Annotated in this window: 17 protein-coding genes; 13 read left to right on the top strand and 4 right to left on the bottom strand. The window is 71.1% G+C overall.

Going from position 1 to position 21,674, the window contains the following annotated elements:
* Window positions 1–80 precede the first annotated feature (80 nt).
* The 4 genes from eccB (at window position 81) to D7231_RS32655 (ending at window position 4,381) form a co-directional block, all read left to right on the top strand.
* Window positions 81–1,688 (top strand): type VII secretion protein EccB, encoded by a 1,608-nt coding sequence (eccB, locus tag D7231_RS32670; protein WP_120759642.1) that lies wholly within the window; start codon window positions 81–83, stop codon window positions 1,686–1,688.
* Window positions 1,689–1,891: 203 nt separating this feature from the next.
* On the top strand, window positions 1,892–3,331 hold the full coding sequence (mycP, locus tag D7231_RS32665) for a type VII secretion-associated serine protease mycosin (RefSeq protein WP_158673864.1): 1,440 nt from the start codon (window positions 1,892–1,894) through the stop codon (window positions 3,329–3,331).
* A 270-nt stretch (window positions 3,332–3,601) separates the two neighbouring features.
* Complete coding sequence (locus D7231_RS32660; protein WP_120759638.1) at window positions 3,602–3,991, top strand: WXG100 family type VII secretion target; 390 nt, start codon at window positions 3,602–3,604, stop codon at window positions 3,989–3,991.
* 81 nt (window positions 3,992–4,072) lie between these two features.
* Window positions 4,073–4,381 carry a WXG100 family type VII secretion target gene (locus tag D7231_RS32655; RefSeq protein ID WP_120759636.1) on the top strand — a complete coding sequence of 103 codons (309 nt, stop codon included), beginning with the start codon at window positions 4,073–4,075 and terminating at the stop codon, window positions 4,379–4,381.
* Window positions 4,382–4,501: 120 nt separating this feature from the next.
* Here the strand turns inward: D7231_RS32655 and D7231_RS32650 are convergent, their stop codons facing one another.
* Window positions 4,502–4,732, bottom strand: coding sequence for a DUF397 domain-containing protein (locus D7231_RS32650; RefSeq protein WP_120759633.1), 231 nt, complete (start codon window positions 4,730–4,732; stop codon window positions 4,502–4,504).
* Window positions 4,733–4,912: 180 nt separating this feature from the next.
* Complete coding sequence (gene eccCa, locus D7231_RS32645; RefSeq protein WP_120759630.1) at window positions 4,913–8,869, bottom strand: type VII secretion protein EccCa; 3,957 nt, start codon at window positions 8,867–8,869, stop codon at window positions 4,913–4,915.
* 241 nt (window positions 8,870–9,110) lie between these two features.
* Here eccCa and eccD point away from each other — a divergent pair, with 241 nt between their 5' ends.
* From eccD to D7231_RS32615, 6 genes are all read left to right on the top strand, one after another.
* A complete protein-coding gene (eccD, locus tag D7231_RS32640; RefSeq protein WP_120759628.1) occupies window positions 9,111–10,565 on the top strand; it encodes a type VII secretion integral membrane protein EccD in 1,455 nt (484 codons plus the stop codon).
* A gap of 437 nt (window positions 10,566–11,002) precedes the next feature.
* Entirely contained in the window at window positions 11,003–11,290 is a 288-nt protein-coding gene (rpsO, locus tag D7231_RS32635; protein ID WP_045934183.1) for a 30S ribosomal protein S15, read from the top strand.
* 265 nt (window positions 11,291–11,555) lie between these two features.
* Window positions 11,556–13,781: a polyribonucleotide nucleotidyltransferase gene (locus tag D7231_RS32630; RefSeq protein WP_120759626.1), complete on the top strand. Its 2,226-nt coding sequence runs from the start codon at window positions 11,556–11,558 to the stop codon at window positions 13,779–13,781.
* Complete coding sequence (locus tag D7231_RS32625) at window positions 13,778–15,157, top strand: M16 family metallopeptidase (protein WP_120759624.1); 1,380 nt, start codon at window positions 13,778–13,780, stop codon at window positions 15,155–15,157. The genes D7231_RS32630 and D7231_RS32625 overlap by 4 nt, the downstream gene beginning before the upstream one ends.
* 51 nt (window positions 15,158–15,208) lie before the next feature.
* Window positions 15,209–15,961 carry a 4-hydroxy-tetrahydrodipicolinate reductase gene (gene dapB, locus D7231_RS32620; RefSeq protein ID WP_120759622.1) on the top strand — a complete coding sequence of 251 codons (753 nt, stop codon included), beginning with the start codon at window positions 15,209–15,211 and terminating at the stop codon, window positions 15,959–15,961.
* A gap of 5 nt (window positions 15,962–15,966) precedes the next feature.
* Complete coding sequence (locus tag D7231_RS32615; RefSeq protein ID WP_120759620.1) at window positions 15,967–16,425, top strand: tetratricopeptide repeat protein; 459 nt, start codon at window positions 15,967–15,969, stop codon at window positions 16,423–16,425.
* A 21-nt stretch (window positions 16,426–16,446) separates the two neighbouring features.
* Here the strand turns inward: D7231_RS32615 and D7231_RS32610 are convergent, their stop codons facing one another.
* Together D7231_RS32610 and D7231_RS32605 are read right to left on the bottom strand one after the other, a co-directional pair.
* Window positions 16,447–17,016: a hypothetical protein gene (locus D7231_RS32610; protein ID WP_120759617.1), complete on the bottom strand. Its 570-nt coding sequence runs from the start codon at window positions 17,014–17,016 to the stop codon at window positions 16,447–16,449.
* A gap of 125 nt (window positions 17,017–17,141) precedes the next feature.
* Window positions 17,142–17,384 (bottom strand): hypothetical protein, encoded by a 243-nt coding sequence (locus tag D7231_RS32605; RefSeq protein ID WP_120759614.1) that lies wholly within the window; start codon window positions 17,382–17,384, stop codon window positions 17,142–17,144.
* A gap of 224 nt (window positions 17,385–17,608) precedes the next feature.
* On the opposite strand from D7231_RS32605, the gene thyX reads away from it, so the two are divergent.
* From thyX to D7231_RS32590, 3 genes are all read left to right on the top strand, one after another.
* Window positions 17,609–18,370 carry an FAD-dependent thymidylate synthase gene (gene thyX / locus D7231_RS32600; protein ID WP_120759611.1) on the top strand — a complete coding sequence of 254 codons (762 nt, stop codon included), beginning with the start codon at window positions 17,609–17,611 and terminating at the stop codon, window positions 18,368–18,370.
* A gap of 205 nt (window positions 18,371–18,575) precedes the next feature.
* Entirely contained in the window at window positions 18,576–19,478 is a 903-nt protein-coding gene (dapA, locus tag D7231_RS32595) for a 4-hydroxy-tetrahydrodipicolinate synthase (RefSeq protein WP_120759675.1), read from the top strand.
* A 179-nt stretch (window positions 19,479–19,657) separates the two neighbouring features.
* Window positions 19,658–21,343, top strand: a complete 1,686-nt coding sequence (locus D7231_RS32590) for a ribonuclease J (RefSeq protein WP_120759609.1) — start codon at window positions 19,658–19,660, stop codon at window positions 21,341–21,343.
* Window positions 21,344–21,674: the final 331 nt, after the last annotated feature.

The raw sequence follows: 21,674 nt of genomic DNA, 5'->3' as shown, positions 1-21,674 counted from the left end.
AGTAGGGGCCGGTACGACAACCCGACCAAGCGCAGCGCCTGTCGACCGACGCCGACGACCAGAGGAGAGAGCGGCTACACATGGCATCACGGCGGGATGAGCTCAATGCCTACATCTTCGCGAGGAAGCGCACGATCGCGGCCTTCCTCCAGCCTTCGCCCAGCGGGACGGAAGAGGGAGCCCCCCGCCCCCTGCGCGCGGTCCTGCCCGGCCTCGTGGCCGGCGCGGTGCTGGTCGCCGGCTTCGGGGCATGGGGCATGTTCCGGCCGACCGCCCCCAAGGGCTGGGACGACGAGGCCGCACACGTCATCGTCGGCAGCCAGTCCACCACCCGCTACGTCGTCCTGACGACGGAGGGCAAGAAACAGCTGCACCCCGTCCTCAACTTCGCCTCCGCGAAACTGCTCCTGACCCCGGAGAAGTCCACCGTCATCAAGGTGAAGGAGGAGGAGCTCGACAACGGCCACATCCCGCGCGGCCCCACGCTCGGCATCCCGTACGCCCCCGACCGCATGCCCGGCGCCGACGAGGCGGGCAAGCAGAAGCAGTGGGCCGTCTGCGAGCAGCCCGGCGGCACGGGGCGGACCACCCAGAAGGCTGTTTTCCTCTTCGCGGGGCGCGACCCGAAGCTGAAGAAGCTCACCGGCGAACAGCGTCTGCGCGGCAACCAGGCCCTGTACGTGCAGGGGCCGGACGGGGCTCGCTACCTCGTCGACCCCCAGGGCACCAAGTACTTGCTCGGCGGTGAGGACTGGCGGTCCGCCGACGCCTCCGACCACAACCTGCTGCTCCGCTCCGTCTTCAACGACGGGGCCAAGGCCCAGCCCGTCACCAAGGACTGGCTGGACACCCTGCACGACGGCGCGCCCATCGTCTTCCCGGAGACCGGCGGCGACATCGGCGCGGACGCCGGCGTCGGCACCCTGCCGGGCAAGGCCGACCGCGTCGGCACCGTCCTCGAAGCGCCCACCGGCAGCGGCACCCAGAACTACGTGGTGCTCCGCGGCAAGGTCCAGCGCGTCTCGCCGCTCGTCGCCAAGCTGCTCCTCAACAGCAAGAAGCTGGCGGCGCTCGGTCAGGCAGGTGTGCCGGAGCGGGTGAGCGCGGCGGCCTTCACCCCGGCGGAGGACGAGTTCTACGGGCAGTACCACTGGCCCGCCACGGTGCCCCGGCAGGCGAACTTCACAGGTGCCGGCGACGACAACAAGGACACCGTGTGCAGCATCTTCGGGGGCATGTCCGCGGGCGGCGCCACCGAACTCGCCACCTGGGCGGGCACCGAGTACCCGGCGACGATCCCGGACGGAGCCACCAGCGCGTACGTCACCCCGGGCTCCGGGCTCCTCTACCGGCAGGTCACGGGGCGCCAGACCAACAGCGGATCGGTCTTCCTCGTCACCGACACGGGGCTGCGCTACGCGGTCCAGTCCAACAGCGACAGCGGTGCGGGCAAGTCGAAGATCGGCGAGAAGGCCACCCCGTCGGCGGGCCCGGACGGCTCGCCTGAGGCGCCGCACGAGGCGGCGGGCACCACCGGAGCCGCCGGCCCCACCGAGTCCGACCAGGCACGCACCAGGCTCGGCTACGGAAAGGTCGACCCCCTGCCCGTGCCCGCGAACTGGTCGCAGTTCCTGCCTACGGGGCCGCGGCTGGACACCAACAGCGCCAGGCAGCCGCAGGGATCGTGAGACAGCCGATGCCACGAACGACGACATCACTCGCCCTCGCCCTGTCAGCGGCGCTCACCATGGGCGTGACGGCCGCCTCCGCCGCAGCGGCGCTGCCCCATGCCGCCGCGCACGACGCCGTACCCCCGCATGGGGCCCCGCATGAGGCCCCGCATGAGGCCCCACCCGCGCACGACGCCCCGCCCCCGCATGAGGCCTCATCCATGTCGGTGAACCTTGACGGCAGCGGCGAGTGCACCTACCCCGCCAAGCCCATCAAGGGCACTCCCTGGTCCCTCCAGCGGATCCTCCTCGACCGCCTCTGGCAGGACACCAAGGGCCGGGACAGCTCCGGCCGGCCGGTCCGCGTGGCCGTCATCGACACGGGCGTCGACGTCAAGAACCCGCAGCTGAAGGGCGCCGTCGACGCCGAGAGCGGGGCCGACCTGCTCACCGGCATGCCGGAGGCGGCCAAGGACGGCAGCACCACGGCCGGCGGCGCCAAGGACGCGACGGGCGTGAGGGCGGACGCGAAGGACGGGCCCCGTGCGCCCGCGCCGGGACCGTCCCCCAGCCACTCCGCAGGCGCGAAGGATGGGAAGAAGGACAAGGGCACGCCGTCGCCGGGCCCGTCGGCCAGCCCCTCGGGGGGCGGCAAGAACGCGTCCGGGAAGCCGGAGAAGTCCCCGGAGCCGAGCCCCTCCAAGAGCCCCGAGAAGAGCCCGGAGAAGCCGCCGGAGAAGGAGCCCGAGAAGCCGAAGCCCGATCCGACCCTCGACCTCGTGGGCCACGGCACCAAGGTCGCGGGCATCATCGCGGCCCGCCCGGCCCCCGGCAGCGGCTTCGTCGGCATCGCCCCGGAGTCGGTCATCATCCCGATCCGCCAGAACGACGAGAAGGGCACGGGCACCTCCCGCACCCTCGCCCAGGGCATCGGCCTGGCCGTCGCCGCCGGAGCGCGCGTCATCAACATCTCCCAGGACACGACGAAGGCCCTCCTTCCCGACTCCGACCTCGAACTCGCCGTCAAGGACGCCCTGGAGAAGGACGTCGTCGTGGTCGCCTCGGCGGGCAACGACGGCCTCGGCGGCGAGGTCAAGGAGACCTACCCCGCCGCGTACAAGGGCGTCCTCGCGGTCGGCGCGTCCGACCGCAATAACGAGCGCGCGTCCTTCTCGCAGCCCGGCGAGTTCGTGGGCGTCGCCGCGCCCGGCGTCGAGATGGTCTCCACCGTCCCCCTCGGCGGCCAGTGCGTCGACAACGGCACCAGCTTCTCCGCCCCGTACGTGGCCGGTGTCGCCGCCCTCATCCGCGCCAAGCACCCCGACTGGAAGCAGCACCAGGTCGTCGCCCAGATTGAGCAGACCGCGGAACGCGCCACCAACGGCCACGACCGCTACATCGGCTGGGGCGTCGTCGACCCCGTCCGCGCCCTCACGGAGGACGCCCACCCGCTCGACCGCGTCACCCCGGCCAAGCCCCAGGCGCGCAACGTACGGGCCCCCGACGTGGCCCCGCTGGCCGTGGGCGAGACCCCGCAGCAGCGCAAGGAGCGCCTCGCCACGTACGTGCTCGGCGGGGCGGCCGTGCTCGTCGCGGCGATCGCGGGGGCGGCCGTCGTGGGACGGGAGCACCGGCGGCGCAGGGGGCTGCGCGGCTCATGAGGTCTGTGACGGTATGCCACGACTGTCAAACAGGCCTGATATGTATGTGGTTGGGGCACGCGTCGCGAGTGGCTAGAGTGACATGGGCGCCCTTCGCGGGCGCTCCAGGGGGAAGGCACGGGGTGACGACCGGACGGCCGGCGAGCCGATCGCGGGAACCGCGCCCGGCACGTGCACCGGCTCCGGCATCGTCCGGTCCTGCGCTGTCGGCGTCCGCGTCCGGCGTCAATTACACATCAAAAGACAGGCCCCTCGGGGGAAAGGCGGAACATGTCGGAGAACGGCAAGCAGAAGGTCAGTGACCAGGCGTTCAAGACCTTCACGGACGCCATCGACACGACCAGCTCACATTTCTCGGCCAACCTGCGCCAGCTGGCGAACGTCATCGCCACGCTGGACGGCGGCAGCTCGTGGAAGGGCGATGCCCACTCGGCCTTCCGCAAGGCGCAGATGGACCTCAACGACGACCACGACCGCGTGCGCCGGATGATCGACCGGGTGCGTGAGGCCGTCGCCCTGACGCACCGCACCTCCGGGGCGACCGACGCGGAGATCGCCGCCCAGATGCGGGGCGTCGACGTCAGCGGCGGCGGTGCCGCGTCCGGGGGCGCCGGCGCGAACCACGGCACGCAGCAGCGCAGCGCGATCGACGACCTCTGAAAAAGCCGGGCCCGGGCGCGTACGCCCGCCGGTTCCGATTCCTTTTCGACCGATGAACGACACCACAAAGGGTGGGGACACATGCCAGACCAGGGTGGAGAGCTTGTAGTCAATTACAGCTCCCTGCAGACCGCGTCCGATGACATCAAGAAGGCCGCGGGCGTGATCGAGCGGGAGCTGAATTCCATGCGCGCCGCCGTGAACCAGGTCGCGGCCGGCTGGGAGGGCGAGGCCCACCAGGCGATGCTCCAGGTGGACGCGGAGTTCCGCAAGCGCAGCGCGCACATCCAGGCGACGCTCAAGCACGTCGCGGACCTCGTCCTCAAGGGCGGCGAGCACTTCCACGCGACCGACAAGAAGGCGTCGCAGCTCTTCGACATCAGCTACTGAGGCGAACTGCCCGAGCCGGCGCTGAAGCCACGCACATCAGCCGCTGACGGGCCGCACGACAGCACGCGGGGGTGGGCAGCCGGGAAACCGGCCGTCCACCCCCGTGTTTGCTGCACCGCATTACTGCAGATCGAACTCGCCGTCACGCGCACCCAGCACGAAAGCCCGCCACTCGGCCGGGGTGTAGCGCAGGACGGTGTCGGGGTCGGTCGAGGACCGCATCGCCACTGCACCATCGGAGAAGTAGGCGATCTCGACGCGCTCCTCGTCGTCCTTGGCCTCGGGTGCGCTCAGCCATTCGAGACCGGAGATGTCACGGGCGTAGAGCTCGTCCTTCTCTTGTTCGTCCATGGGGCAGGGGCCGCCTTTCGGTGCGCAATTCCGCCGGATTCCCCTGGACGCCATGCCAGTTGACGTCCACCGGGGCAACAGTCGTGAGCAGCGTACTCCGGATGGATCCACCACAGAGTTGGTTCCGGGACGGTGCTCGCAGAATGCCCCTGGCGCGGGGTCGAGTGGTATAAGGCCCCCTCACACTTCCTCCGGCAGCCACCCCACCTGCACCAGCGGCACGCCCCGCTTCCGCGACACGAAGTACCCGCGCCCCGGCGGCATCTGGTGCGGCCGCACGCCGCCGATCAGGTCGCCCTCGCCCGGGTCGCCGGACAGGATCACGCCCTGGGCGCCCAGATCCTTCACCCGCTGCATGAAGCTCTCGTAGATCGACCGGGACGCGCCCGCCGAGCTGCGCGCGATGATGAAGCGCACGCCGACGTCGCGCGCGAAGGGCAGGTTCTCGGTGAGGACGGAGAGCGGGTTGCCGCTGCCGGTGGAGACGAGCTCGTAGTCGTCGATGATGACGAAGAAGCGCGGGCCCGACCACCAGCTGCGGTCGCGCAGCTGCTGCGGCGTGATGTCGGGCTGCGGGGCGCGCCGCTCCATGAGGCGGTTGAGGGCGTCGGCGTGCACCGTCAGGGCCGAGGCGATCGGCGCGTACTCCAGCAGGTGCGTGCTCGGGACGACATCGAGGAGCGTCCGGCGGTAGTCGCCGACCACGATCTTCGCCTCGTCGGGGCCGTACCGCTCGGTGATCTGCTTGGCCAAGAGGCGCAGCAGCGCGGTCTTGCCGGACTCGCTCTCGCCGAAGACGAGGAAGAACGGGTCCGTCTCGAAGTCGACGAAGACCGGCTCCAGGTTGGTCTCGTCGATGCCGAAGGCCACGCCGTGCTGCGGGTGCTCGAAGCCCTTGGGCAGTTCGTCGGCGCGCAGCCGGCGCGGCAGGAGCCGCACTCCGGGCGCGCCGGGGCCGCCCCATGCCTCGCTGACGGCGCGCACCATGGCGGCGGTGCCGTCGGTGAGGGTCTCGGGGTCGCTGTCGGAGTCGGTGCGGGGCACCGCGGCCATGAAGTGGAGCTTCTCGGGGAGCTGGCCGCGGCCGGGCACCCCGGCGGGGACGTTGGCGGCGACCTTGCGGTCGAACTCCGAGTCCATGGTGTCGCCGAGCCGCAGTTCGAGCCGGTTGAGGAGCTGGTCCTTGAGGGAGGCGCGGACCTCCATGTTGCGGGAGGCGGTCACCACGATGTGGACGCCGTAGCCCAGGCCGCGCGCCGCGATGTCGGAGACGAGGCCCTCCAGCATCTCGTACTCCTGCCGGAAGCTCGCCCACCCGTCGACGATGAGGAACACGTCGCCCCACGGCTGGTCCGTGATCTCACCCGACGCCCGCATCCGCCGGAACGTGCCGATCGAGTCGATGCCGTTCGCCCGGAAGTACTCCTCGCGGCGGGCCAGGACGCCCGCCACCTCGGCGACCGTACGGCGCACCCGCTCGGGGTCGAGCCGGGACGCCACGCCGCCCACGTGCGGCAGGCCCTCGATCGCGCTCATGCCGCCACCGCCGAAGTCCAGCCCGTAGAACTGCACCTCGGCCGGGGTGTGCGTCAGCGCGAAGGCCGACACGAGCGTCCGCATCAGCGTCGACTTGCCGGACTGCGGGCCGCCGACGACGAGCATGTTGCCCGCCGCGCCCGAGAAGTCGCGGTACAGCACGTCCCGGCGCTGCTCGAAGGGCTTGTCGACCAGGCCGATCGGCACGCTGAGGCGGCCGAGGCGCGGATGCTCGGGCGCCGTGAGGCCGCGGCCCGGCACGGCCGAGAGGGGAGGCAGGAGCTCGTCGAGGGCCGCGGACCGGTCCAGCGGCGGCAGCCACACCTGGTGGGCCGGCGGGCCCTGGCCCTCCAGCCGGCGCACGATCACGTCGAGGACCGTGTCCGCGAGCGCGTCGTCGCCCGGGGCGGGCGACGAGGGCGTCACGGCCGCCGGGGCGGTGTAGGTGACCGGGACCGGTTCGGCGGTGAACAGCACGGGGCGGCGCTCGATCGGCAGCGGCCCCGTGCCGGGCCCCGTGCGCGCGTCCTGCCGGTACGTGCCCGAGACGTACGCCGCCTTGAAGCGCGTCATCTCGTCCGTACCGAACTTCAGGTAGCCCGAGCCCGGCACCGACGGCAGGTGGTACGCGTCCGGCACGCCGAGCACCGTGCGCGACTCCGCGGCCGAGAACGTCCGCAGGCCGATCCGGTACGACAGGTACGTCTCCAGGCCGCGCAGCCGGCCCTCCTCCAGCCGCTGCGAGGCCAGCAGCAGGTGTACGCCCAGGGACCGGCCGATGCGGCCGATCTGGATGAACATGTCGATGAAGTCGGGCTTGGCCGTCAACAGCTCGCTGAACTCGTCGATCACCAGGACGAGTGAGGCCAGCGGCTCCAGGGCGGCACCGGCTGCCCGCGCCTTCTCGTAGTCGTGGATGTTGGCGTAGCTGCCCGCCGACCGCAGCAGCTCCTGCCGGCGCTGCAGCTCACCCGTGATCGAGTCGCGCATGCGGTCGACCAGCGTCAGGTCGTCGGCGAGGTTGGTGATCACGGCGGCCACGTGCGGCATCTCCGACATGCCCGCGAACGTCGCACCGCCCTTGAAGTCGGCCAGGACGAAGTTCAGCGTCTCGGAGCTGTGCGTGACCGCGAGCCCCAGCACCAGGGTGCGCAGCAGCTCGGACTTGCCGGAGCCGGTCGCGCCGACGCACAGCCCGTGCGGCCCCATGCCGTCCTGCGCGGCCTCCTTCAGGTCCAGCATCACGGGGGCGCCGTCTTCGCTGACGCCGATCGGCACCCGCAGCCGCTCCGCCGCCGACCGCGGCCGCCACGTGCGCGCCGCGTCCACCGAGCCCGCGTCGCCCAGTCCCAGCAGATCCGTGAAGTCCAGGTTCGCCAGCAGCGGCTCGTCGCCGTCGCCGCCCCCGCCCATGCGCAGCGGCGCCAGCTGCCGCGCGAGCGCCTCCGCGGCCTCCATGGCGAGGGTGTCCGGCACCCCCTCGTAGACAGCTACCTGCGACACCAGCCGCAGCGAACCCGGCTGCACGACCACCGACAGCCCGCCGCGCGGCTCGCCCAGATCGCCCGTCACCACCTCGACGACGGTCACGCCTTGCAGCCCCTCGGGCGCCGCGAACACCGAGTCCGCCGGCACCGCGGCGCCGTCCAGCACGACCACCACGTGCGGCTGGTCCAGCACCGGCTGACCGTCCCGGCTGAACCGCGTACGGCCCTCCAGACGCGGCCGCAGCAGGTCCTCCAGCTCCGTCAGGTCGTCCCCGATCAGCCGCCTCATGCCGGCCCCGTCCGCCGCCCCGGGCACCTGCACGTGGGGCAGCCACTTCGTCCACTCCCAGTACGACGCCGCGCCCCGTGCGGAGACCACGGCCACCACGAGGTCCTCCGGCGAATGCAGCGTCACCAGCTGCGCCACCAGGGCCCGCGCCGCCCCGTGCACCGACTCCGGGTCGCCCGACAGCGTCACGTGGTAGAAGGCGCGCAACGACAGCGCCACCGGCATGCCGTCCAGCGAACCGTGCGTCGCCAGGAACTGCTGCATCGCTCCCGTCGTCAGCGGCTCCAACTCGTCTATCGGCGCCGTCTCGGGCGCCACCAGCGGCGTCGCGAGCTGCTGCGTGCCCAGCCCGACGCGCACCTGCGCGAAGTCGTCGTCGCTCGCGCGCCGCTCCCACAGCCTCGTGCCCTCGGCCACCACCGACCACAGCTGGTCGGGGGAGGGGTGCAGGTAGAACTGCGCGTCCCGCTGCGCCTTGGCCGTGCGCTGCACGGTGCGCCGGGTCTGCGACAAGTACTTGAGGTAGTCGCGGCGCATGTCCGCGGTCCGCCCCTGGGTGCCCTGCCGGTGCCGGACGATCATGGCGACGGTCATGCCGAGCGTCGAGCACATCATCAGCACGCCCATGATCTTCATCATGGGGGCGGCGCCGGGCATGAAGAAGTACACCATCGACGAGGCCATGCCGAGCGTCGGCAGCAGCTGCATCAGCAGCCCCTCCTGACGGTCCCTCGGCAGCTCCGGGGGCGCCTCCAGGAGGACCTCCTCGCCGGGCACCTCCGGCGGCAGGGCCCGCGGGGGACGACTGACCACGATCTGGCTCACCGGATGCCTCAACCCCTCCGCACGGCAAGAACAGTTCCGCGCGGTGCCGCCTGTCGCCCCATCGGCGACGGCCCCCCTGCGCGGAACGGTGATCCTATCGACGTACGTACGGGAGCCCCCGGATAGGGTGGCCGCACAGTCGCGCACAGCCGCGCGCGGGCCGGCACGCACGGGGCGGGAACAGCCGCCCTCGGAGCAACGGCCGCGCACCGTGAACCAAGTGAATCAAGGGGCCTGATAGGTGAGTACGCCCGCTGCGACCGGCTTCTGCCGAGTGACCGTCGTCGCGCCCGACAGCCGGATAGACGTCGCCCTGCCGGACGACATCGCCGTCGCCGACGTGTACCCGGAGATCCTGCGCCTGACCGGCCAGACCCAGCCGGCCGGCACCCCCACCGGCTACCACCTCGTACGCCGCGACGGCACCGTCCTCGACAGCGCCCGCTCGCTCGCCGCCCAGCGCGTCCTCGACGGCGACCTGCTCGCGCTGCGCCCCTTCGCGGAGTCCCTGCCGCCCGCCGTGCACGACGACGTCAGCGACGCCGTAGCCTCCGCCGTCACCCGCGACCACACCCTCTGGAACGACGGCCTCCTGCGCGCCTGCGGCCTGGTCGGCGGGGCGCTGCTGCTCGCCCTCATGGGCCTCGCCCTGTGGTTCGCCGACCCGGCCCGGCACGACATGCACGGCCTGCCGGGTGCCGTCGCCGCTGCCGCCGGCGTGCTGCTGACGGCCCTCGCGGGCGTACGGGCCCGGGTGTACGCGGACCGCGCGTCCGCCGTCGCCCTGGGCCTCGCCGCCCTCCCGCACGTGATGATCGCCGGAACGGGGATCCTCGCCCCCGCCCCGGGCGAGGGGGCGGGCCGGCTGCAGTTCCTGCTGGGCTGCGCGACCGTGCTCGTCGCCGCCGCCGTGCTCGTCGCCGTCATGCCGGCCGGCGACGCCCCCTTCGTCGCCGCTCTGGCCGCCGCGGCCACCGGCACCGTGGCCGCCTTCTGCGCCGTCCTCACCGAGGCCCGCCCGGCCGATGCCGCCGCCGTCTGCGCCGTCGTCGCCATAGGGGCCGTCGCCTTCCTGCCCGGCCTCTCCGCCCGCGTCGCCCGCCTCCCCATCGGCTACGCCGCCCCGCGCTCCGCGGTCACCGCGGACCGGACGGCCTCCCGCGGCGGCGCCCCGCAGGCCGACCCCGTGGACGCCCCGCGCATCGCCGCACAGGTCCGCCGCGGACACGAGCTGCTGCTCGGCCTCGTCGGCGGCTGCGCGGCCGTCGTAACCGGTTCCACGGCCGTCCTGGCCTTCGCCCCGGGCGGCGGCCCCTGGCCCCGGCTCCTCGCCCTCACCGCCGGCCTGGCGATGCTGCTGCGCGCCCGCCTCTTCCGCTACACCGCCCAGGTCGCCGCCGTCCTCGGCGCGGGCCTCGCGGCCCTCGTGCTGCTCGTCCTCGGCCTCTCCCTCCTGCCTCCCGCCGGAGCGACCGGCGGCTCCCTGGACGTCCGTACGCTCTGGCTGGCCGCTGCCATCACCCTCGGTGGCGGTCTGCTCACCGCCGTCGCGCTGATCGTCCCCGCCAAGGGCCTTTCACCCTTTTGGGGGCGCGTCTCGGACCTGGCCGAAAGCACCCTGCTCCTGGCGCTCGTACCCTTGTGCCTGGCGGTCCTCGACCTGTACTCGGCGGCCCGCAGCCTTTCGGCGGGCTGAGGCGCCGCATGAGGCGGCCGCACGGGGCGGCCACGAGGCGCCCGCACGAGGCCTGTGCCGTCGCCGCATGAGGCGCCCGCATGAGGCGGCGACCAGCCCCCGCATGAAGCGCCTGCACGAGAGCCTCACGCAGCCCCGCATGAGGCCCCGCGCAGCCCCCCGCACGAGGCGCAGATGGACCTCCGCACGAGGCCCCCCGCAGCCCCGCATGAGGCCCAGGCTCGCCCCCCCGCGAGCCCCCCTCCCCCTCCCGCGGCCGGCCCACTAGCCCAGCCTGGTACTCTGTGCAACGGCCGTTTGTGTACGCGCCTCCGGAGTGCCTTCACCGGCTTCTGGGGACAGCGCCCAGCGGACCCCGCCTCCCGAGTAACGGAAGCTCCCCTGAGTAAGAGACCAGGGGCACTCGGTGGCCAAAAGACACTCAGAAGGAGTACCGCGTGTCGCTCGACGCCGCTACGAAGAAGCAGATCATGGCCGAGTTCGCCACCAAGGAGGGCGACACCGGCTCCCCCGAGGTCCAGGTCGCCATGCTGACCCGCCGCATCTCGGACCTGACCGAGCACCTCAAGCAGCACAAGCACGACCACCACTCCCGTCGTGGTCTGCTGCTCCTGGTCGGCCAGCGTCGCCGCCTGCTGCAGTACCTGGCCAAGAAGGACATCACGCGCTTCCGCGCCCTGGTCGAGCGCCTCGGCATCCGCCGCGGTGCCGCCGGCGCCAAGTAAGACACCGTGAAGGGAGCGGTTCCCACCATCTGGGAGCCGCTCCCTTTGCGTATCTCGTGGACAGCAGAACCTTTGTAGTCTGGTTTCCACGACGGCATTAGTGCCGAACCGTACGAGGAGGAGCGCTCCGCTCGCCGCCGGTCCTCGGTAGTGGCCCCCGGATCAGGGAAATCCGGGTGCTTCGATCGAAGACCGGCCAGCACAGACGCTCCTCCGCCACCGTCCCCGCCACACGGGCCGGGACGCAGACGAGGAGATATCCCTGGTGGAGAACGAGACCCACTACGCCGAGGCCGTCATCGACAACGGCGCCTTCGGCACCCGCACCATCCGCTTCGAGACGGGCCGCCTGGCCAAGCAGGCCGCCGGTTCCGCCGTGGCGTACCTGGACGACGACACCATGGTGATGTCGGCGACCACCGCTTCCAAGAAGCCCAAGGACCAGCTCGACTTCTTCCCCCTGACGGTGGACGTCGAGGAGCGGATGTACGCGGCCGGCAAGATCCCCGGCTCCTTCTTCCGCCGTGAGGGCCGGCCCTCCGAGGACGCCGTCCTCACCTGCCGCCTGATCGACCGCCCGCTGCGCCCCTCCTTCAAGAAGGGCCTGCGCAACGAGATCCAGATCGTCGAGACGGTCATGGCGCTCAACCCCGACCACCTCTACGACGTGGTCGCCATCAACGCCGCCTCCTGCTCCACGCAGCTCGCGGGCCTGCCCTTCTCCGGTCCGATCGGCGCCACCCGCGTCGCCCTGATCAAGGGCCAGTGGGTCGCGTTCCCGACCCACACCGAGCTCGAGGACGCCGTCTTCGACATGGTCGTGGCCGGCCGCGTCCTGGAGGACGGCGACGTCGCGATCATGATGGTCGAGGCCGAGGCCACCGAGAAGACCATCCAGCTGGTCAAGGACGGCGCCGACGCCCCCACCGAGGAGGTCGTCGCCGCCGGTCTCGAGGCCGCGAAGCCCTTCATCAAGGTGCTGTGCCGCGCCCAGTCCGAGCTCGCCTCCAAGGCCGCCAAGCCCGAGGGCGAGTTCCCGGTCTTCCTGGACTACCAGGACGACGTCCTGGCCGCCCTGACCAAGGCCGTCCGCGGCGAGCTCGCCAAGGCGCTCACCATCGCCGGCAAGCAGGAGCGCGAGACCGAGATCGACCGCGTCAAGGAGATCGCCGCCGAGAAGCTCCTGCCGGAGTTCGAGGGCCGCGAGAAGGAGATCTCCGCGGCGTACCGCTCGCTGACCAAGTCCCTGGTCCGTGAGCGCGTCATCAAGGAGAAGAAGCGCATCGACGGCCGCGGCGTTACGGACATCCGTACGCTCGCCGCCGAGGTCGAGGCCATCCCGCGCGTCCACGGCTCCGCCCTGTTCGAGCGTGGCGAGACCCAGATCCTGGGCGTCACCACCCTCAACATGCTCCGCATGGAGCAGCAGCTGGACACCCTCTCCCCGGTGACCCGCAAGCGCTACATGCACAACTACAACTTCCCGCCGTACTCCGTCGGTGAGACCGGCCGCGTCGGTTCGCCGAAGCGCCGCGAGATCGGCCACGGCGCCCTGGCCGAGCGGGCCATCGTGCCCGTCCTGCCGACGCGCGAGGAGTTCCCGTACGCCATCCGCCAGGTCTCCGAGGCGCTCGGCTCCAACGGCTCGACCTCCATGGGCTCGGTCTGCGCCTCCACCATGTCGCTGCTGAACGCCGGTGTGCCCCTGAAGGCCCCCGTCGCCGGCATCGCCATGGGCCTGATCTCCGAGGAGATCGACGGCAAGACGCACTACGTCGCCCTCACCGACATCCTCGGTGCGGAGGACGCGTTCGGTGACATGGACTTCAAGGTCGCCGGCACGAAGGAGTTCGTCACCGCGCTCCAGCTCGACACCAAGCTGGACGGCATCCCGGCCTCCGTCCTGGCCGCGGCCCTCAAGCAGGCCCGCGACGCCCGTCTCCACATCCTCGACGTGATGATGGAGGCCATCGACACGCCGGACGAGATGTCCCCGAACGCCCCGCGGATCATCACCGTCAAGATCCCCGTGGACAAGATCGGTGAGGTCATCGGCCCCAAGGGCAAGATGATCAACCAGATCCAGGAGGACACCGGCGCCGAGATCACGATCGAGGACGACGGCACCATCTACATCGGTGCCGCCGACGGCCCGGCCGCCGAGGCCGCCCGCGCCACGATCAACGGCATCGCCAACCCGACCATGCCGGAGGTCGGCGAGCGCTACCTGGGTACGGTCGTCAAGACCACCACCTTCGGTGCCTTCGTCTCCCTCATGCCGGGCAAGGACGGCCTGCTGCACATCTCGCAGATCCGTAAGCTCGCCGGCGGCAAGCGCGTGGAGAACGTCGAGGACGTGCTCGGCGTGGGCCAGAAGGTCCAGGTCGAGATCGCCGAGATCGACCAGCGCGGCAAGCTCTCGCTGATCCCGGTCATCGAGGGCGAGGACGGCGACAAGGCCGACGAGACCAAGGACGAGTCCGCCAAGTGACGTCCCGTAGTACACGGAAGACGGCCCGCACCTCCTCGGAGGGGCGGGCCGTCGCCCGTACCCAAACGCTTCTCAAGGGCGAGAACGGCATCGGCACGGTCCGCCGCACCACCCTCCCGGGCGGCCTGCGCATCGTCACCGAGACCCTGCCGTCCGTGCGCTCCGCGACCTTCGGCATCTGGGCCAACGTCGGCTCCCGCGACGAGACCCCGGCCCTGAACGGCGCCACCCACTACCTGGAGCACCTGCTCTTCAAGGGCACGGCCAAGCGCAGCGCGCTGGACATCTCCTCGGCCATCGACGCCGTCGGCGGCGAGATGAACGCGTTCACGGCCAAGGAGTACACGTGCTACTACGCGCGCGTGCTCGACACCGACCTGCCGCTGGCCATCGACGTCGTCTGCGACATGCTCACGGGCTCGCTGATCGACGCGGCGGACGTCGACGCCGAGCGCGGCGTGATCCTCGAAGAGATCGCGATGACGGAGGACGACCCCGGCGACTGCGTGCACGACCTGTTCGCGCACACCATGCTGGGCGACACTCCCCTCGGCCGCCCCGTGCTCGGCACGGTCGACACCATCAACGCCCTCACCCGCGACCAGATCGCCCGCTTCTACAAGAAGCACTACGACCCCACGCGCCTGGTCGTGGCCGCCGCGGGCAACGTCGACCACGCCAAGGTCGTCCGCCAGGTCCGCGCCGCCTTCGACCGGGCCGGCGCCCTGCACCGTACGGACGCGACGCCCGTCGCCCCGCGCTCCGGCGCCCGTACGATCCGCACCGCCGGCCGCGTGGAGGTGCTCGGCCGCAAGACCGAGCAGGCGCACGTCGTCCTCGGCATGCCCGGCCTGGCGCGCACGGACGACCGCCGCTGGGCGCTCGGCGTGCTCAACACCGCCCTCGGCGGCGGCATGAGCTCCCGGCTCTTCCAGGAGGTCCGGGAGAAGCGCGGCCTCGCCTACTCCGTCTACTCCTACACCTCGGGCTACGCCGACTGCGGCCTCTTCGGCGTCTACGCCGGCTGCCGCCCGAGCCAGGTCCACGACGTGCTGAAGATCTGCCGCGACGAGCTCGACAAGGTCGCGTCGGAGGGCCTGCCGGACGAGGAGATCAGCCGCGCCGTGGGGCAGCTCGCGGGCTCCACCGTCCTCGGCCTGGAGGACACCGGTGCGCTCATGAACCGCATCGGCAAGAGCGAGCTGTGCTGGGGCGACCAGATGTCGGTCGACGACATGCTGGCGCGCATCGCGGCCGTCACCCCGGACGAGGTCCGCGAGGTGGCCCGCGATGTACTGGGACAGCGTCCTTCGCTGTCCGTCATCGGCCCGCTGAAGGACAAGCAGGCCGCACGCCTGCACGAGGCCGTTTCTTAAGTTGCCGGGCTGATAATCGGCTGGGCGATCGGTTCGAAGGAAGCAGGGACGATGAGCAAGCTGCGCGTGGCGGTCATCGGCGCGGGGGGCCGGATCGGCTCCGAGGCCGTACGGGCCGTCGAGGCCGCCGACGACATGGAGCTGGTGGCCGCGCTGGGCCGGGGCGACAAGCTGGAGACGCTGACCGAGGCGGGAGCCCAGGTCGCGGTCGAGCTGACGCACCCCGACTCGGTCATGGAGAACCTGGAGTTCTGCGTCCGCAACGGCATCCACGGCGTCGTCGGCACCACCGGCTGGACCGAGGAGCGCCTCGCGCGGCTGAACTCCTGGCTGGAGGCGTCCCCCGACACCGGCGTGCTCATCGCCCCGAACTTCTCCATCGGGGCCGTCCTGACCATGACCTTCGCCCGGCAGGCGGCGCGTTTCTTCGAGTCCGCCGAGGTCGTCGAGCTGCACCACCCGAACAAGGCCGACGCCCCCTCGGGCACGGCCACCCGCACCGCGCAGCTCATCGCGGCCGCACGGCGCGAGGCGGGCTGCCCCCCGCAGCCCGACGCCACCACGACGGCCCTGGAGGGCGCACGGGGCGCCGACGTCGACGGCGTGCCCGTGCACGCGGTGCGGCTCCGCGGCCTCCTGGCCCACCAGGAGGTGCTGTTCGGCGACACCGGCGAGACGCTCACCATCCGGCACGACTCGCTGCACCACAGCTGCTTCATGCCGGGCATCCTGCTCGGCGCACGGCGCGTCGTCGCGACCCCGGGCCTGACGTTCGGCCTGGAACACTTCCTGGACCTGGGCTGAGTACCGTGCGCGCCAAAATCGTCTACTTCGCCCTGGCCGCCGTCCTGGTCGTCTACTTCGTCCTGGTCGGCAGCCGCGGGGTGATGCTCCTCCAGCAGGGCACCGCCGTCACCATCACCTTCGGCGTGGCGGTGCTGGTCCTGCCGTTCATCGGAGCCTGGTTCCTCTACCAGACCACCAAGTTCGCGCGCGACGCCAACCGCCTGGCGCGCGAGCTGGACGCCGAGGGCGGCCTGCCGGTGGACGAGCTGGTACGGACGCCGGGCGGCCGCATCGACCGGGACTCCGCGGACGCGGTCTTCGCCAAGCGCAAGGCCGAGACCGAGGACGCCCCGTCCGACTGGCGCGCCTGGTTCCGGCTGGCCGTCGCCTACCACGACGCCCGGGACACCCCCCGCGCCCGCAAGGCCATGCAGCGGGCGATCGCCCTCCACGACGGCAAGCCCGTACGGGTGGACGCGTAGCCCTTCCGCAGGAGGGAGGGCCTAGGCGCGGCGGAAGTCCGCCGCCCAGCCCTCCACCGCGTCGCACGCCATGTCGAAGGCCTGGGGCCGGCCGAGGAAGTCCGCCCCGTGGCTGGTGACGAGCGTCGCCAGCGGCGCACCGCCCGCGCGCTCCACGACGACCGCCCGCCCCTGCACGGTGCGGGGGAGACCCAGCCACCGCACGGGCTGCCGCACGGTGCGCACGGCCGTCACGTCGGCCCAGGGCACCGTCTTCGCGGACAGCAGCCGTACGTGCCGCAACCCGCCCTCGCCCACCCACACGCCGACCCGCACGAGGCGGACGGCCGTCACGATCACCAGGACGGCGACGGCCACACAGACGCCCGCCACGGGCAGCGACCCGGCCACCGCGATGATCATCGCGGCGAAGAGGACGTACGAGGCGAGCAGCAGCAACAGCGCGGTGACGCCCACGCGCCACGGACCGGGCCGGTACGGGCGCTGCCAGCGGGCAGGGGCCTCGTCGTACCCGGCGGGCGTGACGGCCGCGGCGGTGGCGGGCGCGAGCTCCTCGACGTCGCGGTCGGCGGTCAGAAAGGGCAGGGGCACGACGTTTCCTCACTCATCAGCACGCACGCTCGAATGGCTGTGCCCGGTGAGGCTATAGAAAAGGGCGGGACCCGGGCACACCAGGGTCGGTGCGCCGGATCCCACCCTCGGTGGTCACCTGCCGGTCAGCGGCCGTCCGAGGCCTCGGAACGCTGCGACTGGTGCGTGTCCTGCACGCTGGGCTGCAGCGACGGCATCCCGAACAGCAGCGCTCCGACCAGCCCCGTCGCCACCGTCAGACCCACGAGCACACGGCCGGCTATCTGCGAGCGGCTCGCGCGTTCTCGGGGCGGCGGCGTGACGTTGCTGCGGTAGCGCTCGGCCTCGGCGACGAAGGCGAACGGCACGGGCTCTCGCCGGCGGAACATGATGGGGGCTCTCCTAGGAACCTCGAAAACGTGCTGTCGTACATAGGGACGATCAAAGACGGCGCCAGGTGCCCGTTTTCGGCGACTTCTGTGAAAAATCTCAACCAGTGAGCAGCTTCCCCCCGCCGCGGCGGGGCCGTAAGGGGGCCGCTTGCGGACCGGCTGTCAGTGGTGGCCCGTAGGCTGGTCGCCGCCCGAGCACTGCAACTGGAAGGACCCCGCCGGTGACCGACAGCCCCACCGAGACCGCCACCGAGACCGCCAAGGACGCCGAGCCGACGTTCCGCGGCGATGTGACCGTCGAGCTGGTCAAGCACAGCGCGGCCGACTCCGACGTGCTGTGGGCGGCCCGTGTCTCCACCGCCGGCGAGCAGTCCCTGGAAGAGATCACCAAGGACCCGGAGCGGTCCAAGGGGCTGATCAACTACCTGATGCGGGACCGCCACGGCAGCCCCTTCGAGCACAACTCGATGACGTTCTTCATCAGCGCGCCGATCTTCGTCTTCCGCGAGTTCATGCGCCACCGCGTGGGCTGGTCGTACAACGAGGAGTCCGGCCGCTACCGCGAGCTGCAGCCCGTCTTCTACGTTCCGGACGCCGAGCGCAAGCTCGTCCAGGAGGGCCGCCCCGGCAAGTACGTCTTCGTCGAGGGCACCGACGCGCAGCACGAGCTCACCACGCGCGTCATGGAGAACACCTACCGCGAGGCCTACGAGGCCTACCAGGAGATGCTGGCCGCCGGCGTGGCCCGCGAGGTCGCGCGCTCGGTGCTGCCGGTCGGCCTGTTCTCGTCCATGTACGCCACGTGCAACGCGCGCTCGCTGATGCACTTCCTCGGCCTGCGCACCCAGCACGAGCAGGCGGCCGTGCCCTCCTTCCCGCAGCGCGAGATCGAGATGGTCGGCGAGAAGATGGAGGCGGAGTGGGCGAAGCTCATGCCGCTCACGTACGCCGCGTTCAACAAGAACGGCCGCGTCGCCCCCTGACGGGAGGGGGTTGTCCACCCCCGGCGGGAGAGGGAAGCCGTACGGGCCGGTAGCTTAGGTGTCCGTATTGCGGCTTTTCGTGGCTTTAATCTAGTCTGAAAAGACGGACCCGGCACTGCTTGAACCCCCGAGCAGGCAGTGCCGGGATCCCTTTGGCACTCCCCGAGGGGGCACCTCACGGTGAGCAACGAGTAGCGTGGCCCTCATGGCTCCGACCTCCACACCGCAGACGCCCTTCGGGCGGGTCCTGACCGCCATGGTCACGCCCTTCACCGCTGACGGTGCTCTCGACCTCGACGGCGCGCAGCGGCTCGCCACCCACCTCGTGGACGCCGGCAATGACGGCCTGATCGTCAACGGCACCACCGGCGAGTCCCCTACCACCAGCGATGCGGAGAAAGCCCAGCTCGTACGGGCTGTGGTCGAGGCGGTCGGAGACCGCGCCCACGTGATCGCCGGAGCCGGCACCAACCACACCCACCACAGCGCCGAGCTGGCCCGCGCCGCCGAGAAGGCGGGCGCCCACGGCCTCCTCGTCGTCACGCCGTACTACAACAAGCCCCCGCAGGAGGGCCTGGTCCGGCACTTCACGGCCGTCGCCGACGCGACCGGCCTCCCGGTGATGGTTTACGACATCCCCGGCCGCAGCGGCGTCCCCATCGAGACCGAGACGCTCGTCCGGCTGGCGGAGCACCCCCGCATCGTCGCCAACAAGGACGCCAAGGGCGATCTGTCCGCGACGAGCTGGGCCATCGCCCGCTCGGGCCTCGCCTGGTACTCGGGCGACGACATGCTGAACCTGCCGCAGCTCGCCGTCGGCGCCGCCGGCTTCGTCTCCGTCGCGGGTCACTTCGTCGCCGGGGACCTGCGCGCGATGACCGACGCCTTCCTGTCCGGAGACAACGCCAAGGCCACGGCGATCCACCAGAAGCTGCTCCCGGTCTTCACCGGCCTGTTCCGCACCCAGGGCGTCATGACGACCAAGGCCGCCCTGGCCCTCCAGGGACTGCCCGCGGGCCCCGTGCGGCTGCCGCTCGTCGAGCTCACCGAGCAGGAGACCGAGCAGCTCAAGCGCGACCTCACGGCGGGCGGCGTCCAGCTCGGCTGACGGCGCCCCGGCGGACCGGCCCCCGCGCCGGACCGGACCGCCCAAGAACTTCACAACTGAATACGCCAGGACTTCACACAGGACTTCACAACTGAAGACCGAAAACAACTGCAAGTGCACGAAGGTCGCGCGCGCCATGTGCCCTGAGGGCATGTGGCGTGCGTGGTGAGGAGAGTCTTTTGAGCCACCCGCATCCTGAACTCGGTCCCCCGCCGAAGCTGCCCGAGGGCGGCCTGCGCGTCACGCCGCTCGGCGGCCTGGGGGAGATCGGCCGCAACATGACGGTCTTCGAATACGGCGGCCGCCTGCTGATCGTCGACTGCGGAGTGCTCTTCCCCGAGGAGGAGCAGCCCGGAATCGACCTGATCCTGCCCGATTTCTCGTCCATCCGTGATCGCCTCGACGACATCGACGGCATCGTGCTCACGCACGGTCACGAGGACCACATCGGCGGTGTCCCCTACCTGCTCCGCGAGAAGCCGGACATCCCGCTGATCGGCTCCAAGCTGACCCTGGCCCTCATCGAGGCCAAGCTCCAGGAGCACCGCATCCGCCCGTACACCCTCGAGGTCGCCGAGGGCGACCGCGAGCGCCTGGGCCCCTTCGACTGCGAGTTCATCGCGGTCAACCACTCCATCCCGGACGCGCTGGCTGTCGCCATCCGCACCCCCGCCGGCATGGCCGTGCACACCGGTGACTTCAAGATGGACCAGCTTCCGCTGGACCGTCGCCTCACCGACCTGCCGGCCTTCGCCAAGCTGGGCGAGGAGGGCATCGACCTGCTGCTCGTGGACTCCACGAACGCCGAGGTCCCCGGCTTCGTGCCGCCCGAGCGCGAGATCTCCGGCGTCCTGCGCCAGGTGTTCGCGAACGCGCAGAAGCGCATCATCGTGGCGAGCTTCGCCAGCCACGTGCACCGCATCCAGCAGATCCTCGACGCCGCCCACGAGTACGGGCGCCGCGTCGCCTTCGTCGGCCGCTCGATGGTCCGCAACATGGGCATCGCCCGCGACCTGGGCTACCTGCGGATCCCCGCGGGCCTCGTCGTGGACGTGAAGACGCTGGACGACCTGCCGGACGACGAGGTCGTGCTGGTGTGCACGGGCTCCCAGGGCGAGCCGATGGCGGCCCTGTCCCGGATGGCCAACCGCGATCACCAGATCCGGATCGTCCAGGGCGACACCGTCATCCTGGCCTCGTCGCTCATCCCGGGCAACGAGAACGCGGTCTACCGCGTGATCAACGGTCTGACCCGCTGGGGCGCGAACGTCGTCCACAAGGGCAACGCGCGGGTCCACGTATCGGGCCACGCCTCCGCGGGCGAGCTGCTGTACTTCTACAACATCTGCAAGCCCAAGAACCTCATGCCGGTGCACGGCGAGTGGCGCCACCTGCGGGCCAATGCGGAGCTCGGTGCGCTCACGGGTGTCCCGAAGAACCACATCGTGATCGCCGAGGACGGCGTCGTGGTCGACCTGGTCGACGGCGCGGCGAAGATCGTCGGCAAGGTCCAGGCGGGTTACGTGTACGTGGACGGCCTCTCGGTCGGCGACGTCACGGAGACCTCGCTGAAGGACCGCCGCATCCTCGGCGACGAGGGCATCATCTCCGTGTTCATCGTGGTCGACAGCACGACGGGCAAGGTGGTGAGCGGGCCGCAGATCCAGGCACGGGGCTCGGGCATCGAAGACTCCGCGTTCTCGGCGGTCGTTCCGAAGATCGAGGACGCGATCGGCAAGTCCGCGTCCGACGGGGTCGTGGAGCCGCACCAGCTCCAGCAGCTCGTCCGCCGGACGATGGGCAAGTGGGTCTCCGACACCTACCGCCGGCGCCCGATGATCCTCCCTGTCGTCGTCGAGGTCTGACGCTTCGTCAACCGAACGGACGGCCGCCCCGCTGCCGATTTGCATCCGGGCGCGGCCGTCCAGTAGGTTTACGGCTCCACCGCGGCGGGAACGCCCAAACGTTCGTGACGAACGTGAAGGATCGTTCCGGGCCGGTGGAAATTCCGACCAGAGAGATCTGATAAAGTCGGGATCACCGCCGGAAAGCGAAAGCTGAAAGGCGAAACCCCGCTCCAACAGGGGGCCGGAAACGGAATTCGGACCGGAAACGGACCGGAAAACGGATCTGGTAAGGTTGGAAACAACGAAGGGAAGCGCCCGGAGGAAAGCCCGAGAGGGTGAGTACAAAGGA

Source organism: Streptomyces klenkii (genome assembly GCF_003626645.1).
Lineage (GTDB): Bacteria > Actinomycetota > Actinomycetes > Streptomycetales > Streptomycetaceae > Streptomyces > Streptomyces klenkii.
Note: the sequence above shows the minus strand (reverse complement) of the source record. Positions and strands in the feature narration are given on the sequence as shown.

Bases quoted from the DNA above. Each gene is read 5' to 3' on its own strand.
- D7231_RS32655 (WP_120759636.1), top strand. From the start codon at position 4,073: ATGCCAGACCAGGGTGGAGAGCTTGTAGTCAATTACAGCTCCCTGCAG.
- D7231_RS32605 (WP_120759614.1), bottom strand. From the start codon at position 17,384: ATGTTCCGCCGGCGAGAGCCCGTGCCGTTCGCCTTCGTCGCCGAGGCC.
- dapA (WP_120759675.1), top strand. From the start codon at position 18,576: ATGGCTCCGACCTCCACACCGCAGACGCCCTTCGGGCGGGTCCTGACC.
- D7231_RS32650 (WP_120759633.1), bottom strand. From the start codon at position 4,732: ATGGACGAACAAGAGAAGGACGAGCTCTACGCCCGTGACATCTCCGGT.
- mycP (WP_158673864.1), top strand. From the start codon at position 1,892: ATGTCGGTGAACCTTGACGGCAGCGGCGAGTGCACCTACCCCGCCAAG.
- D7231_RS32660 (WP_120759638.1), top strand. From the start codon at position 3,602: ATGTCGGAGAACGGCAAGCAGAAGGTCAGTGACCAGGCGTTCAAGACC.
- eccB (WP_120759642.1), top strand. From the start codon at position 81: ATGGCATCACGGCGGGATGAGCTCAATGCCTACATCTTCGCGAGGAAG.
- dapB (WP_120759622.1), top strand. From the start codon at position 15,209: ATGAGCAAGCTGCGCGTGGCGGTCATCGGCGCGGGGGGCCGGATCGGC.